This window comes from Prochlorococcus marinus str. MIT 0912, from assembly GCF_027359595.1.
Taxonomy (GTDB): Bacteria; Cyanobacteriota; Cyanobacteriia; order PCC-6307; family Cyanobiaceae; genus Prochlorococcus_B; species Prochlorococcus_B marinus_C.
The window spans coordinates 1,118,677-1,140,844 of the sequence record NZ_CP114783.1; the positions used below are offsets into that span (position 1 = coordinate 1,118,677).

The 22,168-nt window shown below is 35.2% G+C and carries 21 protein-coding genes, 1 tRNA gene and 1 other RNA gene; 8 read left to right on the plus strand and 15 right to left on the minus strand.

Going from position 1 to position 22,168, the window contains the following annotated elements; genetic code table 11:
* The first annotated feature begins 45 nt into the window (after window positions 1–45).
* Window positions 46–1,017 carry an aldo/keto reductase gene (locus tag O5640_RS06765; protein ID WP_269611617.1) on the plus strand — a complete coding sequence of 324 codons (972 nt, stop codon included), beginning with the start codon at window positions 46–48 and terminating at the stop codon, window positions 1,015–1,017.
* Window positions 1,018–1,024: 7 nt separating this feature from the next.
* On the opposite strand, the gene O5640_RS06770 is transcribed toward O5640_RS06765, so the two are convergent.
* Together O5640_RS06770 and purM are read right to left on the minus strand one after the other, a co-directional pair.
* Window positions 1,025–1,657 carry a histidine phosphotransferase gene (locus O5640_RS06770; RefSeq protein WP_269611618.1) on the minus strand — a complete coding sequence of 211 codons (633 nt, stop codon included), beginning with the start codon at window positions 1,655–1,657 and terminating at the stop codon, window positions 1,025–1,027.
* A 169-nt stretch (window positions 1,658–1,826) separates the two neighbouring features.
* Window positions 1,827–2,867, minus strand: a complete 1,041-nt coding sequence (purM, locus tag O5640_RS06775; protein ID WP_269611620.1) for a phosphoribosylformylglycinamidine cyclo-ligase — start codon at window positions 2,865–2,867, stop codon at window positions 1,827–1,829.
* Window positions 2,868–2,990: 123 nt separating this feature from the next.
* Here purM and O5640_RS06780 point away from each other — a divergent pair, with 123 nt between their 5' ends.
* On the plus strand, window positions 2,991–4,541 hold the full coding sequence (locus O5640_RS06780) for a bifunctional pantoate--beta-alanine ligase/(d)CMP kinase (protein ID WP_269611622.1): 1,551 nt from the start codon (window positions 2,991–2,993) through the stop codon (window positions 4,539–4,541).
* Here the strand turns inward: O5640_RS06780 and O5640_RS06785 are convergent.
* The 4 genes from O5640_RS06785 to O5640_RS06800 form a co-directional block, all read right to left on the minus strand.
* Complete coding sequence (locus tag O5640_RS06785) at window positions 4,531–5,004, minus strand: low molecular weight protein-tyrosine-phosphatase (RefSeq protein ID WP_269611623.1); 474 nt, start codon at window positions 5,002–5,004, stop codon at window positions 4,531–4,533. The two genes, O5640_RS06780 and O5640_RS06785, sit on opposite strands and share 11 nt — an antisense overlap.
* Window positions 5,005–5,022: 18 nt before the next feature.
* On the minus strand, window positions 5,023–5,799 hold the full coding sequence (locus tag O5640_RS06790) for a phycoerythrobilin:ferredoxin oxidoreductase (RefSeq protein ID WP_269611625.1): 777 nt from the start codon (window positions 5,797–5,799) through the stop codon (window positions 5,023–5,025).
* A gap of 26 nt (window positions 5,800–5,825) precedes the next feature.
* Entirely contained in the window at window positions 5,826–6,527 is a 702-nt protein-coding gene (locus O5640_RS06795) for a 15,16-dihydrobiliverdin:ferredoxin oxidoreductase (protein ID WP_269611626.1), read from the minus strand.
* 157 nt (window positions 6,528–6,684) lie between these two features.
* Window positions 6,685–7,392: a heme oxygenase (biliverdin-producing) gene (locus O5640_RS06800; RefSeq protein WP_269611628.1), complete on the minus strand. Its 708-nt coding sequence runs from the start codon at window positions 7,390–7,392 to the stop codon at window positions 6,685–6,687.
* Window positions 7,393–7,471: 79 nt separating this feature from the next.
* Between O5640_RS06800 and O5640_RS06805 the strand changes: the two genes are divergently transcribed.
* On the plus strand, window positions 7,472–8,896 hold the full coding sequence (locus O5640_RS06805) for an NADP-dependent isocitrate dehydrogenase (protein ID WP_269611629.1): 1,425 nt from the start codon (window positions 7,472–7,474) through the stop codon (window positions 8,894–8,896).
* A gap of 28 nt (window positions 8,897–8,924) precedes the next feature.
* On the opposite strand, the gene O5640_RS06810 is transcribed toward O5640_RS06805, so the two are convergent.
* The 5 genes from O5640_RS06810 to O5640_RS06830 form a co-directional block, all read right to left on the minus strand.
* Window positions 8,925–10,277: a four-carbon acid sugar kinase family protein gene (locus O5640_RS06810; protein ID WP_269611630.1), complete on the minus strand. Its 1,353-nt coding sequence runs from the start codon at window positions 10,275–10,277 to the stop codon at window positions 8,925–8,927.
* Window positions 10,278–10,307: 30 nt separating this feature from the next.
* Complete coding sequence (locus O5640_RS06815; protein ID WP_269611631.1) at window positions 10,308–11,492, minus strand: alpha-hydroxy acid oxidase; 1,185 nt, start codon at window positions 11,490–11,492, stop codon at window positions 10,308–10,310.
* 146 nt (window positions 11,493–11,638) lie between these two features.
* On the minus strand, window positions 11,639–12,496 hold the full coding sequence (locus O5640_RS06820) for a galactose mutarotase (RefSeq protein ID WP_269611633.1): 858 nt from the start codon (window positions 12,494–12,496) through the stop codon (window positions 11,639–11,641).
* Between the two features lie 3 nt (window positions 12,497–12,499).
* Window positions 12,500–13,411, minus strand: a complete 912-nt coding sequence (locus O5640_RS06825; protein ID WP_269611634.1) for an alpha/beta fold hydrolase — start codon at window positions 13,409–13,411, stop codon at window positions 12,500–12,502.
* 117 nt (window positions 13,412–13,528) lie between these two features.
* Window positions 13,529–14,902, minus strand: coding sequence for a cation:proton antiporter (locus O5640_RS06830; protein ID WP_269611635.1), 1,374 nt, complete (start codon window positions 14,900–14,902; stop codon window positions 13,529–13,531).
* Window positions 14,903–15,066: 164 nt separating this feature from the next.
* Between O5640_RS06830 and O5640_RS06835 the strand changes: the two genes are divergently transcribed.
* Window positions 15,067–17,586, plus strand: a complete 2,520-nt coding sequence (locus O5640_RS06835; protein ID WP_269611636.1) for a glycogen/starch/alpha-glucan phosphorylase — start codon at window positions 15,067–15,069, stop codon at window positions 17,584–17,586.
* A gap of 4 nt (window positions 17,587–17,590) precedes the next feature.
* Here O5640_RS06835 and O5640_RS06840 read toward each other — a convergent pair whose 3' ends face one another.
* The 3 genes from O5640_RS06840 to O5640_RS06850 form a co-directional block, all read right to left on the minus strand.
* A complete protein-coding gene (locus O5640_RS06840) occupies window positions 17,591–18,043 on the minus strand; it encodes a hypothetical protein (protein WP_269613818.1) in 453 nt (150 codons plus the stop codon).
* Between the two features lie 37 nt (window positions 18,044–18,080).
* The gene (locus O5640_RS06845) at window positions 18,081–18,419 is read right to left on the minus strand and encodes a hypothetical protein (protein ID WP_269611637.1); all 339 of its coding nucleotides are present in this window, start codon (window positions 18,417–18,419) and stop codon (window positions 18,081–18,083) included.
* Between the two features lie 100 nt (window positions 18,420–18,519).
* A tRNA-Arg gene (locus O5640_RS06850) sits at window positions 18,520–18,593 on the minus strand.
* Window positions 18,594–18,628: 35 nt separating this feature from the next.
* Between O5640_RS06850 and rnpB the strand changes: the two genes are divergently transcribed.
* Window positions 18,629–19,030, plus strand: an RNA gene (gene rnpB / locus O5640_RS06855) — RNase P RNA component class A.
* A gap of 70 nt (window positions 19,031–19,100) precedes the next feature.
* The gene (rnc, locus tag O5640_RS06860) at window positions 19,101–19,838 is read left to right on the plus strand and encodes a ribonuclease III (RefSeq protein ID WP_269611638.1); all 738 of its coding nucleotides are present in this window, start codon (window positions 19,101–19,103) and stop codon (window positions 19,836–19,838) included.
* Window positions 19,839–19,864: 26 nt separating this feature from the next.
* Here the strand turns inward: rnc and O5640_RS06865 are convergent, their stop codons facing one another.
* The gene (locus O5640_RS06865) at window positions 19,865–20,050 is read right to left on the minus strand and encodes an NAD(P)H dehydrogenase subunit NdhS (RefSeq protein ID WP_269611639.1); all 186 of its coding nucleotides are present in this window, start codon (window positions 20,048–20,050) and stop codon (window positions 19,865–19,867) included.
* 46 nt (window positions 20,051–20,096) lie between these two features.
* On the opposite strand from O5640_RS06865, the gene rimM reads away from it, so the two are divergent.
* Window positions 20,097–20,627, plus strand: coding sequence for a ribosome maturation factor RimM (gene rimM, locus O5640_RS06870; RefSeq protein WP_269611640.1), 531 nt, complete (start codon window positions 20,097–20,099; stop codon window positions 20,625–20,627).
* Between the two features lie 52 nt (window positions 20,628–20,679).
* On the plus strand, window positions 20,680–22,137 hold the full coding sequence (locus tag O5640_RS06875) for a mannose-1-phosphate guanylyltransferase/mannose-6-phosphate isomerase (protein WP_269611641.1): 1,458 nt from the start codon (window positions 20,680–20,682) through the stop codon (window positions 22,135–22,137).
* Window positions 22,138–22,168: the final 31 nt, after the last annotated feature.

Below are 22,168 nucleotides of genomic sequence, written 5' to 3' on the forward strand. Positions count from 1 at the left end.
TAATGATATTAGTTTTCTTTATTTGCAAATATCAACAATAAAGTCATGTCTAAGAAAAAAATTGGAATTGGCTTTGGAACTTGGGCGTGGGGAAATAAGCTTGTTTGGGGCTACAAATCAGAAACAGATGATATTTTACTAAAAAAAACTTTTTTTGATGCAATAGATGGTGGATTAGATCTTGTGGACAGTGCCGATTCATACGGCACTGGAAGTTTATTTGGGCAAAGCGAAAAGCTAATTGGAGATTTCTTGGAAGAATTCCCCAAGAGAAAGCTCAAAAAAATTACTATCGCAACAAAGCTAGCACCCTTTCCATGGAGAATCGGTCGCAATGGTCTAAACAAAGCTTTTCAAGAAAGCAATAGGCGACTCAAAGGTAATATGACAAGAGTACAACTTCATTGGAGTACTTTTCGTTATGCACCTTGGCAAGAAGAGCAGTTACTAAATGGCCTTGGAGATTTATACGAAAAAGGTTTAATTAAAGAAATCGGACTCTCTAATACTGGACCCAAAAGACTACATTTTTTATATCAAAAAATGAAAGAGAGAGGAATTAAAATTAATAGTATACAAATGCAACTTTCATTATTAACAAAACCATCTTTAGAAGATGAAAATATCAAAAATATATGTGCTGAGAATAAAATTGAATATTTAGCTTATAGTCCATTAGGCCTTGGAATTTTAACAATTCCACCTAATAAGTCTCCCAAGAATACAACATTCTTAAGACAAAAATTATTCCAAAGAATACTGCCAAAAACCATAGAATTGAGAAAGTTAATGAATAATATTGCCAAAAAGTATTCAGCCTCACAAGCACAAGTCGCCTTAAATTGGGTAAGGTCACACGGAGCTAAACCAATAGTCGGGATTCGTAATCCATCACAAGCTAAAGATGCAATTTCAGCACTGAATTGGTCTTTGACTAAAAGTGAAAAAGAAAAATTGGATTTCTTCCGGAGTAAATGTCTAGCAAATATGCCTCAAAACCCTTTCACGAGTCCATAATAAAAATTCAATTATCAGGACTTAAAATAACCTTCATTGAATCTGAAGAGGTAGGAAGACTAATAACTTTTGCAGGTGGAATGGGTTGTGCATTGGAGCTTTTATCTACTAATTCTTTCTCTGGCTCTTCTCCATCTTTGGCACAAGCTTCTAATGCTTCTCTCAATAATGAGTCAAAGGTTGCACCTGGCAATCTATGCCTAGCGACCTCAAGGAATGTGAGTGGTAAAGATTCTGATGCCGCATCTTTTAATGCAGGATTATTTTTTCTATGCTCTTGTTCGTCTTGAATGGCTCGAATAAATCTTAGAGTGACTTCATGCTTAGTCGAAGCTTTAATCAAAGTATCGTTATCTCTTTGGCCATTAGTCGCTTCTTGTTCTAGATCATTAATTCTACTCTCCAAACTAGTAAGCACCTCATCAGCTTCTTTCCCAATGTGAGAAAGTTGTCCATCAGACAAGTTAGGTAAATCAGCTACATAAACTTTTCCATGATCTCTAAGGGTTAAAAAAGTTGGTCTTGGACCACCATTTTGTCTCATACCTGAATCTGCTTGACCTCCTAAAGGCTTTCTAGGAGGTGTTGGACCTGCAGAACTTCTCCTACGCGTCAGACGCTGTTGATTTTCAAAAGGCATAGAGCTAATTAAGATCTAACTTCGCATTACCCGAACTAATATCCGGCTTGCGTTTTTTTATATATTACTATTTTTTTACCAATATAGAAAATCTTTTTCAACCTTCATCTAATTTTTTCAAACACTGTACTGCAGAATTTTATAAAACTAAGCGATAAAGTCACCAAAGTCACTTAGGTATTCCTAAAATATCGATATGCTTTGAATTATTCTCACTTTCAACAACTTGACCAATATTGTAAGCTTCAAAATCATTTTTAATACATATTTCTAAAGCAGAATTTACTTCATTTTTAGGAACAATTAAACAAAATCCTATCCCCATATTAAACGTATTCCAAAGATCAATTTCAGGAATATCTCCAGCTTTTTGTAACCAATTAAAGATCTCAGGTATTTCCCAAGTAGTAATATCTAGATGTGGCAACAATCCAGAAGGGAAAATTCTAGGTAGATTCTCTGGCAAACCTCCACCAGTGATGTGAGTCATTCCATGAATTTTTAAATTTTCTCTCAATAATTTCTCAACAAGTTGAACATAAATTTCGGTTGGTTCTAGCAAAGATTTAATCAAGTTTCTTTCTTCTTTTCCATAAAGAGTATTTTCATCCACATTCGACATAGAAAGAACTTTACGAACAAGACTAAAACCATTGCTATGAACACCGTTGCTTTTAATGCCAATAATCTGGTCTTCAGACTTAATTTTCGTACCGTCTATTAAACGATGATTTTCAACAATCCCAACACAAAAACCAGCTAGATCATATCTTCCACTGGGATAAAAACCTGGCATTTCAGCAGTTTCGCCACCTAAGAGAGAACATTCCGATTGCACACAGCCTTCTGAAATCCCCTCTATCACCTCAGCCAAAGCATTAGGAGTCAAAGTTCCGCTTGCTATGTAATCAAGAAAAAATAAAGGTCGAGCTCCATTAGTTATCACATCATTTACGCACATTGCAACAAGGTCTATTCCAACTCCAAAATGACATCCATATTTCTGAGCTAATTCTAATTTTGTACCAACTCCATCCGTCCCAGAAACCAAGACTGGACTTTCATAGCCTTTTGGAATTCTTATACATCCTCCAAAACCTCCCAACCCTCCTATGACCTCACTTGTATGAGTTTTTTCAACGCATGATTTAATTCTCTCCACAAAGGCTCTTCCAGCAGTAACATCAACTCCCGCAGTTTTGTAATCCATCAGTAAAAAGCTTTCTTATTCAAAAGATATGAATCCTAATATGAAATTCATATGCAATCAGTATGCAATCAACTTATTTCATTTCAATCATAAGTTGATGAAATTAATTTATTTACCAACATAGTGGTACAAAAAATCTTCAAAACTAATGCTGAATTAAAAGATTGGCTTAGTAAACAAAATTCAGCAATAATTTTCATCCCTACAATGGGAGGACTTCATCCTGGCCATCAATATTTAATTAAAAAAGCAAAAGAAAGGAAAACAAAAAAGAACCAAATTATACTTGTAAGTATTTTTGTAAATCCATTACAATTTGGAAAGGATGAAGACTTTAAAAAATATCCCAGAAATATAAGCAAAGATGCGAAATTAGCTTTTATTGCCGGAGCAGATGCAATTTGGGCTCCGGATTATGTTGAAGTTTTTCCCGGTGGAGAACATTCACATTTTAAAATTCAAGTTCCTAAAACATTACAAAATCAATTATGTGGTAAAAAGAGACCAGGGCATTTTGATGGAGTTGCAACAGTTATTATTCGTCTCATCAAAATTATTAAGCCAGAGAAACTAATCCTAGGAGAAAAAGATTGGCAACAATTGATTATTATTAGAAGGTTATTTCAAGAATTATCCCTACCTATAAAAATTGAATCCTATTCCACAAAAAGAGATCAAAGTGGATTTGCTTATAGTTCAAGGAATTCTTACTTGAGCGATTCTGAAAGATTAAATGCTCAATCATTACCTAATGCAATCAAAGAAGCAAAAACAGAGTTTGATAAAAAGAAAGTAATAAATCTCATCAAAATAGCTTCTATACTTAAAAAAAATAATTTAAAAACTGAATATCTCAAAATCGTAGATCCATTTTCATTAAAAGAAACAAAAAATTTAAATGGACTATGCCTTTTGGCAGCAGCAGTAAAATGTGGGTCTACGAGGCTAATTGATCACACTTTTCTCATGCAACGAAAACCAATTATTGCGATTGATGGTCCAGCTGGTGCAGGAAAGAGCACAGTGACTAAAGCATTTGCCAAAAGACTTGGTTTTATTTATTTAGATACTGGCGCAATGTATCGAGCGGTGACTTGGTTAATACTAAGTAATTCGATTGATCCCAGTGATCAATCGAAAATCAAAAATAGATTGAAAGATTTAAAATTAGAATTTAAAAACTCAAATTTTATTGAGCAAACAATATTCATAAATGATATTGACGTAACAGAGAAGATACGATCACCAAAAGTAACTTCAATGGTTTCTGAAATTTCTAAACAACAATTTGTAAGAGAATTACTTACTCAAAAACAACAAGTCATTGGAAATAATGGAGGATTGGTTGCAGAAGGAAGAGACATTGGTACAGCTGTATTTCCTGATGCAGATGTAAAAATTTTTCTTACTGCCTCTCCAACAGAAAGAGCAAAAAGAAGAGCTCTTGACTTAAACAAAAGAGGTTATGAATTCTCCAGCATTGAAGATCTTGAACAAGAAATTAAAGAAAGAGATAAAAAAGATAGTGAACGAAAAATCGCACCTTTAAAGAAAGCTCAAGATGCAGTAGAGCTAGTAACAGATGGGATGAATATTGAAGATGTTTTAGAAGAACTGATTTATATTTTCAGGTCAAAGATTCCAGAAGAAGTCTGGCCCACTCCTAATCCATAAGACTATCTATTAATCCATCCATAGCATCATCAAGTAAATCTAAAACCTTATCAAAGCCATTTTGACCTCCATAATAAGGATCAGGTACTTCATCTAATTGAGAGTTTTTTGAGTAACTTAGCATAAGTTTTATTTTAGAATTTACATGATTATTATGATCTTTAGTTAATGATTTAACAGCCACAAGGTTATCTTTATCCATAACAAGTATCTGATCAAATTCATATAAATCATTTTCTTCAATTTGTCTCGATCTACTGGTCAGTTCTATCCCTCTTGATAATGCAGTTTGACGCATACGTGGATCTGCAAGATTTCCAACATGCCAACCACCTGTTCCTGCAGAATCAACCACAAAAAGTTTTTCTAAATCTCTTTCTTTAAGTTTTTGCTTAAAGACGCCTTCGGCTGCAGGAGAACGGCAAATGTTTCCTAAACAAACAAAGAGAATTTTTTTTACCATAGTATTCAAATCTAAATTTTATTGTAAGTCAAAAAGAATATTATTGATATACTGTTCAGTCCATTCATTCCCAAAGAAGCCTCTTAACATGCCTCGAGCAGGATCTTTTTCAGCTCGATATCGCATATATTTTTTCTGACCATTTAGAACCTTTGAAGATCTTTCTAGTGACATCCTTTTTGCATTAACAATTAAATCGAAGAAAAAATTCAAATAATCGTCAAAAGCTGGTTTAATTATCTCACTAATTAATTGATCACCTTCTGATCCTAGGGGTATTCTAGACCAAAGAAAAGCTGGAGAAAAATATTTCCTAGCCTCCAATGGGATATCCCCTCCTAAAGGAAGTTTAGATTGCCAATTAGCGTGTATAGATTTTAACTTTCCTAAAAAATATTGCGTGTGAACTATATCATCTTTTAATGCAGGTTGAAGATCTAAAGCAATAAGATGTCCCTTTGGAAGTGTTACAAAATCCGCTCCAAAAAAAGGTAAATCATAATTATTAAAAGGTGATATTACTAAATTCATGACAGAAGTCATTTCATCAGCTTGCAGACAAGCACATCTAGCCTGACGTATTTTTTCTGTCTTTAGACCCCATGTTTCCAAAATAACTTTTTTAGGATTAGAACTTGAGCCAAAGAATGATTCTCTAAAAAGAAAATCATTCTTTATCGGATAAGGGCTCGGTTCAAAAGTAGAGAACTTCTTAATAGTTTCATCTAAGAAATAAGCCCAACGCCAATTACTTATTGAAACAGGCTCAAGACTATTATTTCGATTACTTTGCATTTAAAAACTAAAATGAAGAATTAATCTTATAGGCTTAAAGGAAATAAAAACTCAGTCATATATTTCTCTGACCATTCTTTACCAAAAAAGCCAGAAAATAAACCATGAGCAGGATCTTTTTCAGCGCTATATTTATTATAATCTATATGCAATAATCTTACCTCTTTAGACTGGATATAATTTTCATTAACTTTTGATAAATCAAGATTTATCCAATAACATTTAAGAAAAGAGCTAAAAACTTTTGGTAAAATTTTTTCCGCTTCAAAATTACCACCTTTACAAAATAGAGCCCATGGAGAGAAGTACTTACTTGGATCATATATATTACTTTTAATATCAGAATTAAACTCATTAAAACATTTTTTTAGGCTTTTTAAGCCATCAAAGTATCTATCAAAATATTCTTTATCTTGAACAAGAGGCTGGAAATCTAGAATAGCAACTAGCTTTTCTTTTTTCTCAAACCACAAAAGATCTATACCCATGATTGGCATGTCATTTTGATCATGAGGGTAAGCAACTGAATTTAGTACTTGCAGACGATCTCCTGCGTCCAATCTGGTCACTCTCCATCTTCGAAATCCAGGGACATCCCATAACCAGCTATTCAACTTAAAATTTCCTCTTGCAGAAACCCGTTCACAAAATTCATCAGGAACAATCAACTTCTTACCGCCATGTTCAAGAATATTTTCAGTCAAATCACTTAAAAGATCGTCAAACATTTACATTCATCTCCTCAGAGGATTTAATAATTTCATCTTCAATAAAGTGATTGAATCAGTAAAACGAATAAATACAAACCTTTTTTTTATTCTATTAGACATCTTAATAGATACTGAATATAAATAAAGGAATAGTCTTGAGAAAATATTAATTTCATTACTCGGTACTACCTTTTCGCTTTTTATTTGCAAAAAATCTAAATAAAACTTTTCCTATAGCAGCAATTAAATTTCCCTCCAATTCATTGAAAATATCCATATTGTATTTAAAAGATCTATTAGCTTCTTCAATAATTGAATCTGCTATCTGTTGATCAATCGGAAGATTATCTAAAGTATTTCGATACTTAATTTTAAATTCTTTTTCATCTCTAATTTCCTCAAAAATATAAAAGCTAAGTCCCTCATCTCCAGTTAGATTCATTGCTTTTTTAGTGATTGTTTTCAAAAGCTGTCCACCAGACAAGTCACCTATATATCTGCTGTAATGATGCCCAATTAAAAGTTCAGGATTATCTTTAGCAATTTCTCTAATTCTTGCTTCATATTCCATAGCTGGCTTAGAGGGTTTTACCAATTCAGACCACTTACTTCCAAAGTAGAAAGAAAGATCTTCTTCCAATTTTTCCTTACGAAAAAGCTCTTTAAATCCAATTGGAGAAATTATCGGATGAGAATTTTCACAAAGTTTTTCTATCTCTTCCTCCATCGCAGAGTAAACAAAATATAAATCAACTAATAAATTTCTGTATGAGGACTTTTCAACTACTCCCTTGAGAAAGCAACTTATAAAACCTGTATTTTCAGCCATCGTATGAGACTTTTTAGTCCCTTCACGAAGTTGCCTAGCCAAGGCTACTGCCATGAGTTCAAAATCATTTAATCAAAACTTACCACTTAGACATAAGCTCAACATTAGATCTATAAATCGCTGAATAAAAATCATGGCAAATTTTGAAAAGCTCAATGCTCCATCAGAAGGTCAAAAAATTACTTTTGTTGATGGAAACCCAGTAGTCCCAGACCATCCAATTATTCCGTTTATCAGAGGAGATGGAACAGGAATAGATATTTGGCCTGCTACACAATTAGTAATCGATAAAGCTATTGAAAAAGCTTATGGAAAAACTAGATCCATAGAATGGTTCAAAATCTATGCAGGTGATGAAGCTTGCGACTTATATGGAACTTATCAATACTTACCAAACGACACTCTTGAGGCGATACGAACTTACGGTATTGCAATCAAAGGACCTTTAACAACACCCGTAGGAGGAGGGATTAGATCTTTAAACGTATCACTAAGACAAATTTTTGATTTGTATTCATGCGTTAGACCTTGCAAGTATTACGAAGGGACTCCCAGCCCTCATAAAAAGCCGCAAGATTTAGATGTAATTGTTTACCGAGAAAATACTGAAGATATTTATATGGGCATTGAATGGGAATCTGATGATCCCGAATGCATCAAATTGATTGATCAACTCAATAATGAAATAATTCCAGCGAGCAAGAAACTAAAAAATAGGGAAATCCCTAAAGGAGCAGGAATCGGAATTAAACCCGTTAGCAAAATTGGTAGTCAAAGACATATTAGGCGGGCGATTAAACATGCACTCACCCTCGAGGGGAGCAAAAGACATGTGACCTTAGTTCATAAAGGAAATATCATGAAATTTACGGAAGGAGCTTTCAGAGATTGGGGATACGAATTAGCAACCACAGAATTTAGAAGTGAATGCGTAACCGAGAGAGAAAGTTGGATTTTAGATAACTTAGAAAAAAAACCTTCCATCTCCTACGAGGAGAATGCAGAGTTAATTGATCCAGGTTATTCATCTTTAACAGAAGAGAAAAAGAAAGCTATTTGTGATGAAGTTTCCTTAGTTCTTAAAAGCATTGGTAATAGTCATGGCAATGGAAAATGGAAGGAAATGGTAATGGTTGATGACCGAATAGCAGATAGTATTTTTCAACAAATTCAAACCCGTCCTCAAGAGTATTCCATACTTGCAACTCTCAATCTAAATGGTGATTACATATCAGATGCGGCCGCAGCAATTGTTGGTGGACTGGGGATGGCACCGGGAGCAAACATTGGAGATACGGCTGCTATTTTCGAAGCCACCCATGGAACAGCTCCAAAACATGCAGGCTTGGACAGAATCAATCCAGGTTCCGTAATACTCAGTGGAGTAATGATGCTGGAATATTTAGGTTGGAATGAGGCAGCAAAATTAATTACCAATGGATTGAGCAAATCTATTTCAGATAAACAAGTTACTTACGATTTGGCACGATTAATGGAACCACGAGTAGAGCCTCTTAGTTGTAGTGATTTTGCTAAATCAATTGTTGAAAGATTTTAATTTAATATTATTTAGAGTCTTGAAACAATTAAGGATTTGACTCCATCAATCTAAATGATTCTAGAAGTGTTTTATCATTACCTAAATTACCTGGAAAAGTAACTACTGGCAGATCATATTGATCAGAATTACTTTTTACTATTGACAATCCTGGTAATATTTGACCTTTTAAATCTACTTGATTAAAATTCAATCCCTTTTGGAGCAACAGTTGTGTTGTAATACCTCCTTTACTAATAATATAACCAAACTTATTATTTATTTTTCCAACTAAAATTGCCATAAACTCTGCGAGTTCCAGTCCAAACTTCATTCTTTTAGTGTAAGAAGAAAACATCATTTCTTCTCGAGTAGTATATAAAACAGGTACTTTTTTTATATCCAAAATATAATTTATTCTGGATAATAAAATTTTCTCAAGCTCTAATATTTTATCTTGATAATCTTCTAAAGCAAAAATATTAGCTAATTTACTGACTGGTATTTCCAAACCTTCACAGGACTTATCATTCAATAAAACCTCTAATTGATCTGTCGCTAATTTCACATGGGAGCCAATCATTATCAAACCTGGCTTATATTCAAACTTATTATTTTTTGATTTTAAAGATACTAAATCTTCAGTATTATTGGGGTTAGGTGGTAATTCAGAGAAAGAGTTGATAAAGCTTGCTGCTGTTCTGAAAAGAAATCTTTTTTCTTTGGAAACTACTTTAATCGCCCTCACTAGTGTTTCTAAATGATTAGGTAATTTAGCATCTACAACTACTGAGATATTATTTTCTAATTTAGACAAAAAGCTTAAAAGAGATTTAAAGCCATCTTCATTATTTATAGCCATATCTAGTTGTTTAATTCCAATGTGTAAGATATTTTCAGCTTGTATCTTTCCAAAACTTTTTTCTTCAATCCATTTAGCTAAATCACTAGTAGAAAATCCAAAAATATTATCACGACCAAAATCCGTCTCATGAACTGGTATTCCATTTAAATAATGAATACCGTTTTCTGTTGTTCTTCCACCCTCCAAAAAAGCTGGAATATGAAATGTTGCATGAAATGGTCCTAATTCCTCCGCAAGAATTGCAGGTTCCAAAACACCATGCCCACGCAATGTTGAATCACCTCTACTGATATAAAAATAATCATCTTTGGAATATCCTTTTGTTAAAAAAAAGTTCTTAATAGATGAGCATATTTCTCTGGTTTTCTTAACAGCCAAAATAGAAGATAAAGATCTTGTGTTCGCAAGTATAAATATTAAAGGCGAAGATTTTTTAAATGCTTTCTCTAGAGTTTGTTCATCCCAATTTAATAATAATGGGCATCCATAAACAGTTTGAGATCCAGTTGGATCATCATCAAAAATAATTATTTTCATAGAGAATTAATCTATTGTTTAATCAACGATTTATTCGAATCTCTCCCAACTTTCAGGAACTTGAACATAACTTTTATTTAAATCGGCAACAGACCCACAGCCCAATAACTTCATAGTTCTCACTATGTCTGTTTGAAGGATTTCGATAGCTCTTGCAACGCCTTTCCCTCCTGCAGCAGCAAGTCCATATGCATATGCTCTACCTATCAAAACTCCTTTCGCGCCAAGACATAATGCTTTAACGACATCACTACCCCTGCGAATACCTCCATCTAACAACACATCTATTTTCCCATCAACTGCAGCTAAAATTTCTGGCAAAACACGGATAGTCGGAGCAACGCTATCAAGTTGTCTAGCTCCATGATTAGAAATAACGATCGCATCAGCACCTAGTTCTGCCGCTTTTTTTGCGTCATCACCAATATGTATACCCTTAACAATAATTTTTCCGCCCCATGCTTCGCGTATCCATTGAAGATCCTCCCAAGTAACAACGGATTGTTCTAAAGCTGGACCAATTGCCGTGTATCCCATAGGACCATCATCAAGTTGAACATTTGGAAAACTCATTAAGCCTCCATCACTTAACCATTGAGTCATCCAGCATGGTTTAACTAATATTTGAGGAATATAAGGAAGCATCTCAAAAGGATTCATTGATAAAAGCTGCTGGGTTCCTGATCGCATATCTCTTTCTCTTAAACCAGATACGGGTGTATCAAAAGTTACAACTATTGCTGAGAATCCTGCTGCTTTAGCTCTATGAATTGTTTTTAACGCAACTTCCTTACCTCCTAGTAAATAAAGCTGATACCAAGCTGGTCCATTTGTAGCAGCTTTAACATCTTCTAATAAACAACCTGAGAGAGTCGACAAAGTATATCCTGTTCCAGCTTTTCCTGCCTCTCTAGCTGCAACAACTTCTCCCTGGGGATAGAACATTCTGCTACTCCCTACTGGTCCCAACAAGAAAGGAAGTTGAAATTTCTGATTTAAAACAGATATTCCAAGATCACACGATGGGACAGAGACTGCACATCTAGGTCTAAATAAAATTTCATTATATGCGTTGCAATTTTGAGAAAGTGTTTGTTCTCTATCTGCACCACTATCTATATAGTTAAAAACCATTGCTGGTAAACGATCTTTAGCTCTAGACCTGAGGTCATCAATATTAAGTACGCCTGGAGAGGAAACATCTGCTCCTAACATTATTCATCACAAATTCATGAATGATGAATCTATAATATATTGATCATAGATGCAAAAATGAACAAAATATTGAAATATTTGTCATACAAAAAATTACAAATTAAATTCAATTAATGAAAAATTATACTCCTCAAAAACTTAAACAATTAAAAAGAATTGTGCTTAAAAGTAGTAAATAATTCTATATATTCTTCTGGTTTAATTTCAAGCTTTCTATCTCCAGTAACCAGTGCATTCCTTGGGCTAGTCCAAGGCTCTAGACAAACCATTTGTCTGGGAGGATCAGTCCATACAACAGTTGTATCCATTGGCTCTTGATGGATTAATTCAATTACATTCCTAGATGAAAAATCAAAAAGTTTAGCCGAACAAGAAGGATAAGAAAGAAAGTCGACCCCTTTATCTAACATTCTTATTTGTTCACAAGCTATAGCAACTTTCATGTTGGTTTGATCAATGCATTGCTCAGGCAGACCATCTATCTTTATATTTTTTGTATTTAAAACTTTAAAATATGGATGCAGGCCAAAACTGAAAGGCATAGATTCTTGACTCTGATTGTAAATTTTAACGGATATTTGAAGACTTTTTTCATTTAAGAAAACATCCATCAAGATAGTAAATATGAAAGGGAAATAAGAACGAGAATCTTTTGAATCACTTAATTTCAACCTTATTCCCAAGCTATCTTTTAAAAAACTAATTGACCAAGGTAAATCTCTTGCAAAACCATGCTGTTTTAAAAAATACTTCTTACCACCAAGTAAATAGCCTTCAGATAAGTCACCGCATATGGGAAAAAGGATAGGTATCCCTCCTCTGATACTTTTATCTTTATCTAAAAATCGCTCTAAATCAAAGTACAAAAGTTCTTTTCCCTCGCTTTGCCATTCAGTAATCAAACCTCCTCTTTCAGGGACGATTCTTATTAATGAATCAATTTCAGGATTTGAAAATTCCCAATGAACATAGGGATTAGTCTTTTTTTTTAAACTAACTGTCATCGATTAAAGCTGATTAATCCATTCTAAAAGAGCGGAATTAACCTGATCAGGAACTTCATCATGTGGACAATGCCCAGCATCTAAAACAACTTCTTTTGTATTTTCAGGAGTGTGCTTTTCATAAGTAGCCCTTTTCCCAGGTGCATTCATCCAAGGATCTCTATTACCCCAGAGCAATAACAATGGTGCCTGCAACTGAGCAAACAACTCATCAAGTGGTCTTCCCTGCGGTCCTGCGGGATCAAAAACACTTTTGAAGACGTTAAAAGCACCAGAATCCAAGGATGGTTTTCGTATCGCCTCTACTAGTTCATCATCAACGTTTGATTTATCAATATAAACCTGATTTAAAGTACGTTTAATTGTTGAAGGCTGTCTCAGGTTTTCAAAAATAATTCTTTGCAATAGAGCATTTTTGAGAAAGATACCAGCAACAGTTTTTCTAGCTGTAGCCCAAAATCCTGTAGTTGTTTTCTTGTCCTCACTAAAATAACCAGCGGCATTTAATAAAACCACTCCAGCAGCTTCAGAACCTAGAGCGGCACCACTGGCGAGCGCGGCATATCCCCCTAGAGAATTACCGACAAGTATTGTTGGTCTACCAATATTTTCCCTGACGTAGGAAACTATTTGATCTTTCCAAAGTGGACCTCCATAAGCAAGACCTCCTGGTTTGGAGCTTTTACCAAAGCCAAGAAGATCTAAAGCGTGAACTTCATACTGCTTTCCAAGAACTGGTAAATTGTGCCTCCAATGGGTGGTAGAGGCACCAAAACCATGAATCAAAAGAATTGCTGGACCTTTTTCTTCATCTTTCTTACTTTTATGAGCTTCAGGAATGATGCTCAAACTGTGAACAGAATGACCTAAGAATTTCCAATCAGAAAGATTTGTTTCTACAACTGAGGAAACCATTTAAGAATAAACTGACACTTATTGATATTAGTAAATCATTGAGAGAAAAAGATTGGTGATTATATTTCTTTTTTTCTAAATTTCCTCACCTTTTTAAAAAAGAGTTTTCGAAAATTTCTAAACTAATCCAACTGGATCAGCTGCGATCTCATCAGGAATAGAATTACCTCCTGACGGGGGCTTATCTTTCAAAACAACTCTTAGCAAAACAGGAGCTAAAAATGTTGTTCCAATAACCATTAACAATATTGCAGCTTCGAGGGACGGGGTAAGCAAACCAGCACTTGTTCCCAATCCTAGGAAAATCAAACCGACCTCTCCTCGAGGCATCATTCCCAAGCCAACTACTAATCTGTTTGTTGGTTTATCAATTACAAAACACCAGCCAGCAGCTATTTTCCCAATAATTGCAACAAGAAATAAGAAACCAGCCACAATTAGAGCAGAGCGACTCTGTGGATCAAGAGGGTTGATAACAGAAAGATCCATACCTGCTCCAACAAGCACGAAAAATATAGTTGCAAATAGCGATACCAATGGCAACACAGATTGTTGAATTGCATGATTATTTTTTGAACTACTTAGTATCAATCCAGCGGCAAACGCACCCAACGCAGCTTCTAAACCAATAGCAGTAGCAACAAAACAGCTTAGGACTAAAATCACGAAAGAAGCTACAACAACAGCTCCAGGGGCCTTAAGTCTTTCAAGCAACCAATCAAAGGCTGGCGCAGCTGTTCGACTCAAAGCAATGGCAGCAAAAACAAAAACCGTTGCAGCTAGTACTAATTTGACAATGGGAGTAATTTGCAATGATCCTCCCGTCGCAAGAGCAACTACAACTGCAAGAATAACAATTCCAAGTATGTCATCTAATACTGCTGCGCCAATAACTATTTGACCCTCTCGAGTTTTTAAATAACCAAGTTCACCAAAAACACTTGCAGTAATACCTATACTTGTCGCCGTCATAGATGCACCGGCAAATATCGCAGGAATAATATCTACTTGGAAAATAAACATTAATCCAAAAGTTCCAAAAGCAAAAGGCAAAATCACACCTGCCATTGCAACTGTGAACGCTTGAGCTCCAACTGCTACAAGTTCCTCTAATTCACTTTCCAGACCAGTTAGAAATAACAACGCATATAGTCCTAAAGTTGCTACAGCTTGTAATGAGGGAAAAGTTTCAAAATAAATATCCGGGACTGCCTCTTTGGGTACTGAAGCCAGTGTGCTAATGACAGAAACGAAACCTTGATTTAATTCAGCATGAGCGCTTGGGGGCAATAGAAGATGTAATCCTGAGGCACCAATTAAAACGCCGGCAAGAAGTTCACCGACGATTGTTGGCAAACTTAGTCGAACCAAGATTTCAGCTAAAGTCCTTGCCGCAACAAAGATCATTAAAAAGTTAATGACCCCTATAAGTGTTTCCGCGACCTCAACATCGTGCGTATTTAGGGCTGAGACTAAAGGAGTTAATACCATCAGGTTTTCTAAAAAAGCCTTTTCTTTAAGACATAAATTACCTAATCACAGGGCACATTTGGCATAAGTATCAAAGGTGACTTAATTAATAAGGTGTGGATCTGAAGTTACTAACTGATTACTAAGGCTTTATTGGCTAGCGTCCAGAAACATTTGATGCCTTTATGAGCAGCTCCCAGTCACTAGACGTGCGTCTGCCTACCCCCGGATGTTATGCAGATCCTGTAAGGGCTGGCATGGATGCTGATGCAGTCTTCGATGGAATGACTGAGCATCTCTTTTTTACTCTTGGCAAACTAGCTACTTCAGCAAGTCTTAGAGATCTCTATATGGCTTTGAGCTTTGCCGTTAGAGACAGATTGATGAGTAGATACTTAACAAGTCAAGAGACAATAAGAGCAAGACCTCAAAAAACAGTTGCATATCTTTCAGCTGAATTCCTAATAGGACCTCAACTCAACAATAATTTATTAAATTTAGGGATCAAAAAAGAAGCAGAAGAAGCTCTTAAAAGGTTTGGGATTGAATCTTTAAATGAGATATTGGAAGTAGAAGAAGAACCTGGGCTTGGGAATGGAGGATTAGGGAGACTTGCAGCTTGCTATATGGAATCACTAGCAAGTCTTCAGGTCCCTGCAGTGGGATACGGAATCAGGTACGAGTTTGGTATTTTCAACCAATTAATAAGAGATGGTTGGCAAGTAGAAGTGACTGATAAATGGCTCAAAGGTGGTTGGCCTTGGGAATTACCCCAACCAGATGAAGCTTGCCTTGTCGGTTTTGGAGGTCAAACTGAGAGCTATACAGATGACAACGGCAATTATCGCTCTCGATGGATTCCCAGTGAACATGCGATAGGAGTACCACATGATGTTCCTGTTCTTGGTTATAGAGTAAACAGCTGTGATCGATTAAGGTTATGGAGGGCTGATGCAACCGAAAGTTTTGATTTCTATGCTTTCAATATTGGCGACTACTACGGTGCTGTTGAAGAAAAAGTAGCATCAGAAACTCTTTCAAAAGTTCTATACCCAAATGATGGAACTGATGAGGGAAGAAGATTACGTTTAAAGCAACAACACTTTTTCGTAAGTTGTTCCTTGCAGGATATGCTCAGGAGCTTAGAAAAGCGATCAATAAATGTTGAGGAGTTCCCAAATCACTGGACAGTACAACTTAATGACACTCATCCAGCTATTGCAGTTGCTGAGTTAATGAGACTTTTAATCGATCAACATAGATTGGATTGGGATAAAGCCTGGGAAATTACAAATAGATCCGTCGCATATACAAACCACACTTTGTTGCCTGAAGCTCTTGAGAAATGGGACCTTAGCTTGTTTAAAAACTTATTACCTAGACATTTAGAACTTATATATGAAATAAATAGACGATTTTTGCAACAAGTAAGACTGAAGTATCCAGGTAACGACTCCATTTTGAGGAAGCTTTCAATTATTGATGAAGAAGGTGGAAAAGCTATTCGTATGGCTCATTTAGCGACAATTGGAGCACATCACGTAAATGGAGTGGCTGCGCTTCATTCAGATTTAATCAAGAGACAATTATTACCTGAATTTGCAGAACTTTGGCCTGAAAAATTCACTAACGTCACCAATGGAGTTACTCCACGCAGATGGGTAGCTTTAGCAAATCCTGAGCTTTCTAAACTTCTTGATAAAGAGATTGGTCCTAACTGGATTACCAATATGGACCTATTATTAGAGTTAGAAAAAAAAGAAAATGATTCTAATTTTTTAGATCTGTTTGCATCAGCTAAGCTTTCTGGCAAAAGAAAACTAGCTGGTTACATACACAGACAAACTGGAGTCCTGGTAGACCCATCAAGTTTATTTGATGTTCAAGTAAAAAGAATTCACCAATATAAAAGACAACATCTAAATGCTTTGCAGGTCATAGCTCAATATCTAAGAATTAAGAATGGCATAACCAAAAATATTGCACCTCGCACCATTATTTTTGGTGGCAAAGCCGCGCCAGGATATTTCATGGCGAAGTTAATGATTAGATTTATCAATGGAATAGCAGATGTAGTGAATGCAGATCCTGATATGGATGGATTACTAAGGGTGGTTTTTCTTCCTGACTATAATGTGAAACTAGGAGAACAAGTATATCCAGCAACTGATCTATCTGAGCAAATTTCAACTGCTGGAAAAGAAGCCTCAGGAACTGGAAATATGAAATTCGCTATGAATGGTGCATTAACAATTGGAACTCTTGATGGAGCTAATGTAGAAATAAGAGAAAGAGTTGGTGAAGATAATTTCTTTTTGTTTGGCAAGACTGAATCAGAAATAATGGAATTAAGACATCAAGGTTACAGTCCAAATAGCTTTATTGCAGAATCAAATGAATTACAAGAAACTCTTAAATTAATAGAAGTTGGGCACTTTAGTAATGGTGATAGTGAGCTCTTTAGACCAATAATAAATATTTTGACTGGAAACGATCCTTTCTTTGTTATGGCGGATTTTGATGATTACTTACTTGCACAAGATGAGGTTAGTAAAGCTTGGAAAAAAAATAAGAAGTGGAACCGCATGGCATTATTAAATACCGCAAGATCAGGTTTTTTCTCATCAGACAGATCAATAAGAGAATATTGTCAATCAATATGGAAAGTCAAACCATTGCCTGTAGAGATTAGTTGTGAAAAATAAATAGCTACTTATCTGGCAAGTCTGGAGTTTGATGTAATAATCTGTTCAACTTTAATCGATCAATATTTAATGGATCTGGAGCAAGTTCACCGGCCACTTCTCGAAATCTATCTTCAACTTCATCAGGAACTTTAACATCGAAAATCCTCTCCATTAAAGCTTCAATAGAGTAAAGATGAGCATTGATATTTTCTAGATCAGAGATTACTTGTGTAATAGATTTTTCTTTTTTCTCAACAATTCCAGATTGACATTCCTCTTCAGATTGATTATGTAAATTTAAATTCAATTTCTTTTGCAAATCTTCTAAAACTTTTCCACATAAAGTCCTAAAAGATTGAAGCGCAGCCCAATTAATCTCTTGTTGTTGTCGCAAAGTGGGAAATTCTCTAATTAAACGATCATGTTCCCTATAAAATCTGCGGCAATCTGGGCATTGGCATGGTTCTTCAGGCACCTTCATCGAGGCAGCTTAGAAACCATCATTGCACTTCTTAGGCCGTCATAGGGGGCTCACCGTTATATAAGTCTCCTTCTCCGTCGTTATTATCTATATCGGAGCTTTCAGGCAAAGGTATTTCAATGCTACTAACCACTTGAATAACATCACGTAATCTCATCGAGTCGGCAAACCAACCCATAGCTTGTTCTGTATCACCTCTTCTTTCCGCATCATTAGATTGATCTTCATGTGCCTCGGCTAGAAGAGTTAACCAACATAAGCATCGAGCTTGAACAATTGATAAATCTAGATCACTAGGTTGAGATTTAGATATGTGCTCACTCTCTTGTTGAACAAGCAATCGTAAGCGAAGATCGTGAAGCTGGGCCATGTTGACTGATTCACTACAACAACGCTAGCGAGAGAGTAATGATTTTGCACATCCACCACATATAGGACTACAAATTTTTAGTTTTAATTCGTTTTTCGAACGGGGCTGGCGGGACTCGAACCCACGACCTACGGTTTAGGAAACCGTCGCTCTATCCAACTGAGCTACAGCCCCATGAAATTAATTATGCCTTGAGGCATGATGGAGTGGAAAGCAGGGGAGGTGATCGCAATTGAACTTCAGCAAAAGCTGAAGAATTCTATTGAGGAAAGTCCGGGCTCCTATATGGCCAGGCTTGCTGGGTAATTCCCAGTGCGGGTGACCGTGAGGATAGTGCCACAGAAACACACCGCCTAATGCTTAATGGGGAAATCCCAACAAGCATGGCAAGGGTGCAAAGGTGCGGTAAGAGCGCACCAGCAGCATCGAGAGGTGCTGGCTAGGTAAACCCCGGCTAGGAGCAAGGCGAGGGGCGCTGGAGGCTATAGACCTAGCCCCTACAGAGAGCCGCTTGAGGCTATCGGTAACGTTAGTCCCAGATAGATGATCGCCCATTCTCTTTCTAAAGAAAGAAAAATGAACAGAACCCGGCTTATGACCTGCTTTCACTTTATTAATTGTATACGAAATTAGAATCAAATTCCTATTTTTTATCACTTCAATTATATGATTTAAATCATTATGGAAATCTCAAATAAAAGAGTAGAGGAAATAATTAATTTTATTAAAGGTCTAAATTTAGATCTAAAATATCAAAAAGAATTTACTAAAAGAAAAAATATTTTATATATTAATGAATCTCTTACTCATAGCTCAGCAAATAGTGAAATTAATTATGAAAACCTAGAATTTCTTGGAGATGCAGTTTTAAGACTAATCGCATCAGATTTCATAAAAAATAAATATCCATATATGCAAGTTGGAGAAAGATCTGAACTGCGTTCACACCTCGTAAGTGATCAATGGCTAGAAGATGTTGGTAAAAAGATAGAAATTGAAAAAGTCTTAATAATTGGGAAAAAAGCATTGAGAGATAAATCAGCAAAGGCAACTATTCAAGCAGAGGCAACTGAAGCATTAATAGGCGCTTTGTATGAAAGTCTAACTACTTTAGAGCCTATAAAAGATTGGCTTGTTCCATTCTGGGATGAAAAAAGTAAAGAAGTACTCGCTGATCCACATAGGAAAAATTACAAATCAGCACTTCAGGAATTCACTCAAAGTAAAGGCTTATCAATTCCAACATATAAAACAATTGAAATTGACAAAAAGCATGACAATCCAAAAAGATTTTTTTGTACTGTATTTATCAAAAATCAATCAATAGCTGAAGGCTCGGGAAAGTCAATGAAACAAGCAGAAAAAAATGCCGCAAGTAAAGCGCTTAAGTATTTCGAGAATAATTTAATTGATCAGTAATTTAGTTACTTTAGATAAATAATTAATCAGCTTTTCACTAAATCCTTCAAAGGTAATGTTAATAATTTATCCCAATTACCTCCTTCAAAAAGAACTGCAGCTTTATCACCACTTATTCTTTGAACAAAACCTTCATATCCACTGTAAATTGAGTCTTGGTTATTAACAATTACTGTTGTTCCAGGTAGAATAGGATCTTTTGAATCAGTCATAATTAAACATATTCAAATAAACTGTTAAAAAAGTCTACTCATAAAAATGTTCGAAAAAGATAAATGGATGACAATAGGTGAAATTGTTGCTCCGCAAGGTTTGAGAGGAGATATTCGAATTAAACCTAGCAGCGACTTTCCTGAAAGATTTACAAAACCAGGGAAACGATGGATTCAAAAAGCTAATGAATTGCCTACTGAAATCAAATTAAAAAAAGGAACGCTTATTCCGGGCAAATCAATCTACGTGCTTTCTATAGAGGGAGTATCTAATAGGACATCTGCAGAGGAAATTATTGGTTGGAAAATAGTAATGCCAATAAATAGCAGACCAATGTTGAGAAAAGGGGAATACCATTATTTTGATTTAATTGGTTTAGAAGCAAGAAGAGGACCAAAAAAAACTGTAATTGGTTATGTAACTGACTTAATCAAGGGTGGGAACGACCTTCTAGAGATAGAGTTAGTGGGAGGTAAAAAAGTTTTAGTACCTTTTGTTAAAGAAATTGTCCCAGAGATAGAAATCAAAGAACAATGGCTGCTAATCAATCCACCCCCTGGATTATTGGAACTCTAAAAATCATTCAGGTTTTTAATCAGGAGTTTAAACATGGATTACCAATTTCTTTATGCAAATAACTGATAACTCGATAATTCCTGTAATTCTTAGTGGTGGATCAGGAACAAGACTTTGGCCGCTTTCCAGAGAAAGTTATCCTAAACAATTTCTAGCATTAGATTCTCGAACAAAAAAAACTCTTTTACAGAAAACCTATGAAAGGCTTCTAGGTTTAGAGGGACTTGAAAAACCAATATTAATATGTAATGAGGATCATAGATTTATAGTTGCAGAGCAATTTAGAGAGATAAATACTGATCCTCAAGCGATTATTCTAGAACCTGTAGGACGTAATACTGCTCCAGCAGTTGCAGTTGCTGCTCTTCAAGCAATTTCTTTAGGTAAAGATCCTTTGCTATTAATCTTGGCAGCTGATCACTTGATAGAAAATATCGTTGAGTTTCAAAGAGTGATTGAATCAGCAAAAACATATGCGAACCTGGGAAGACTAGTGACTTTTGGTATTGTTCCAACAAGCGCAGAAACTGGTTACGGTTATATTGAAGCGAAAGAATTGCCTAGTAAAGAAGATCAAATAACTGGTTTAGAAATAAAAAAATTCATAGAAAAACCTAATAAAAATTTAGCTGAGAAATTAATCAAAGATTCTCGCTATACCTGGAATAGTGGTATGTTTCTTTTTAAAGCGAGTTCTATAATAAATGAATTAGAAAAACTATCTCCAGAAATTATAAAGTATTGCAAAATTGCTATTGAGAAAGATATAGAAGATCTTGATTTTCTACGATTAGAAGCAGAATCATTCAAGAAATGTCCAAAAATATCTTTAGATATTGCAGTGATGGAAAAAACAACATTAGGAACTGTTCTCCCTTTAAATGCAGGATGGAGTGACATAGGAAGTTGGAAATCTTTGTGGGATATAAGTCAAAAAAATAATGATGGAAACTATATAAATGGGAGAGTAATAGCTGAAGAAAGTAAAAACTGTTATTTAAAAAGTGAACAACGTCTAATTGTAGGAATAGGTATAGAAAATCTTATAGTTGTAGATACTAATGATGCTATATTAGTGGCCAATGCAGATCAATCACAAAATATTGGAAATATAGTAAAGAGCCTCTGCTCAAATGACTTCCCAGAGGGTAAAATGCACAGAAAAATTTATAGACCTTGGGGTAATTACACTACAATAGTTGAAGGAAATAGTTGGCTTGTCAAACTCATAGAAGTAAAGCCTAATGCCTCTCTTTCTTTACAAATGCATCATCATAGAGCTGAGCATTGGGTTGTAGTTAACGGAACAGCATTGATAGAAAAAAATGGAGAAAAACAACTTCTAAGTGAGAATGAAAGTACATTTATTCCTTTAGGTTGTAAGCATAGATTAAGCAATCCAGGAAGAATGAAACTTAAGCTTATTGAAGTTCAAAGTGGAACATATTTAGATGAAGAAGACATTATTCGTTTTGAAGATTCTTATGGCAGAATAAAAAATCTTAATTAATAAAAAACTACAGAATATTAGTTTAAAATTA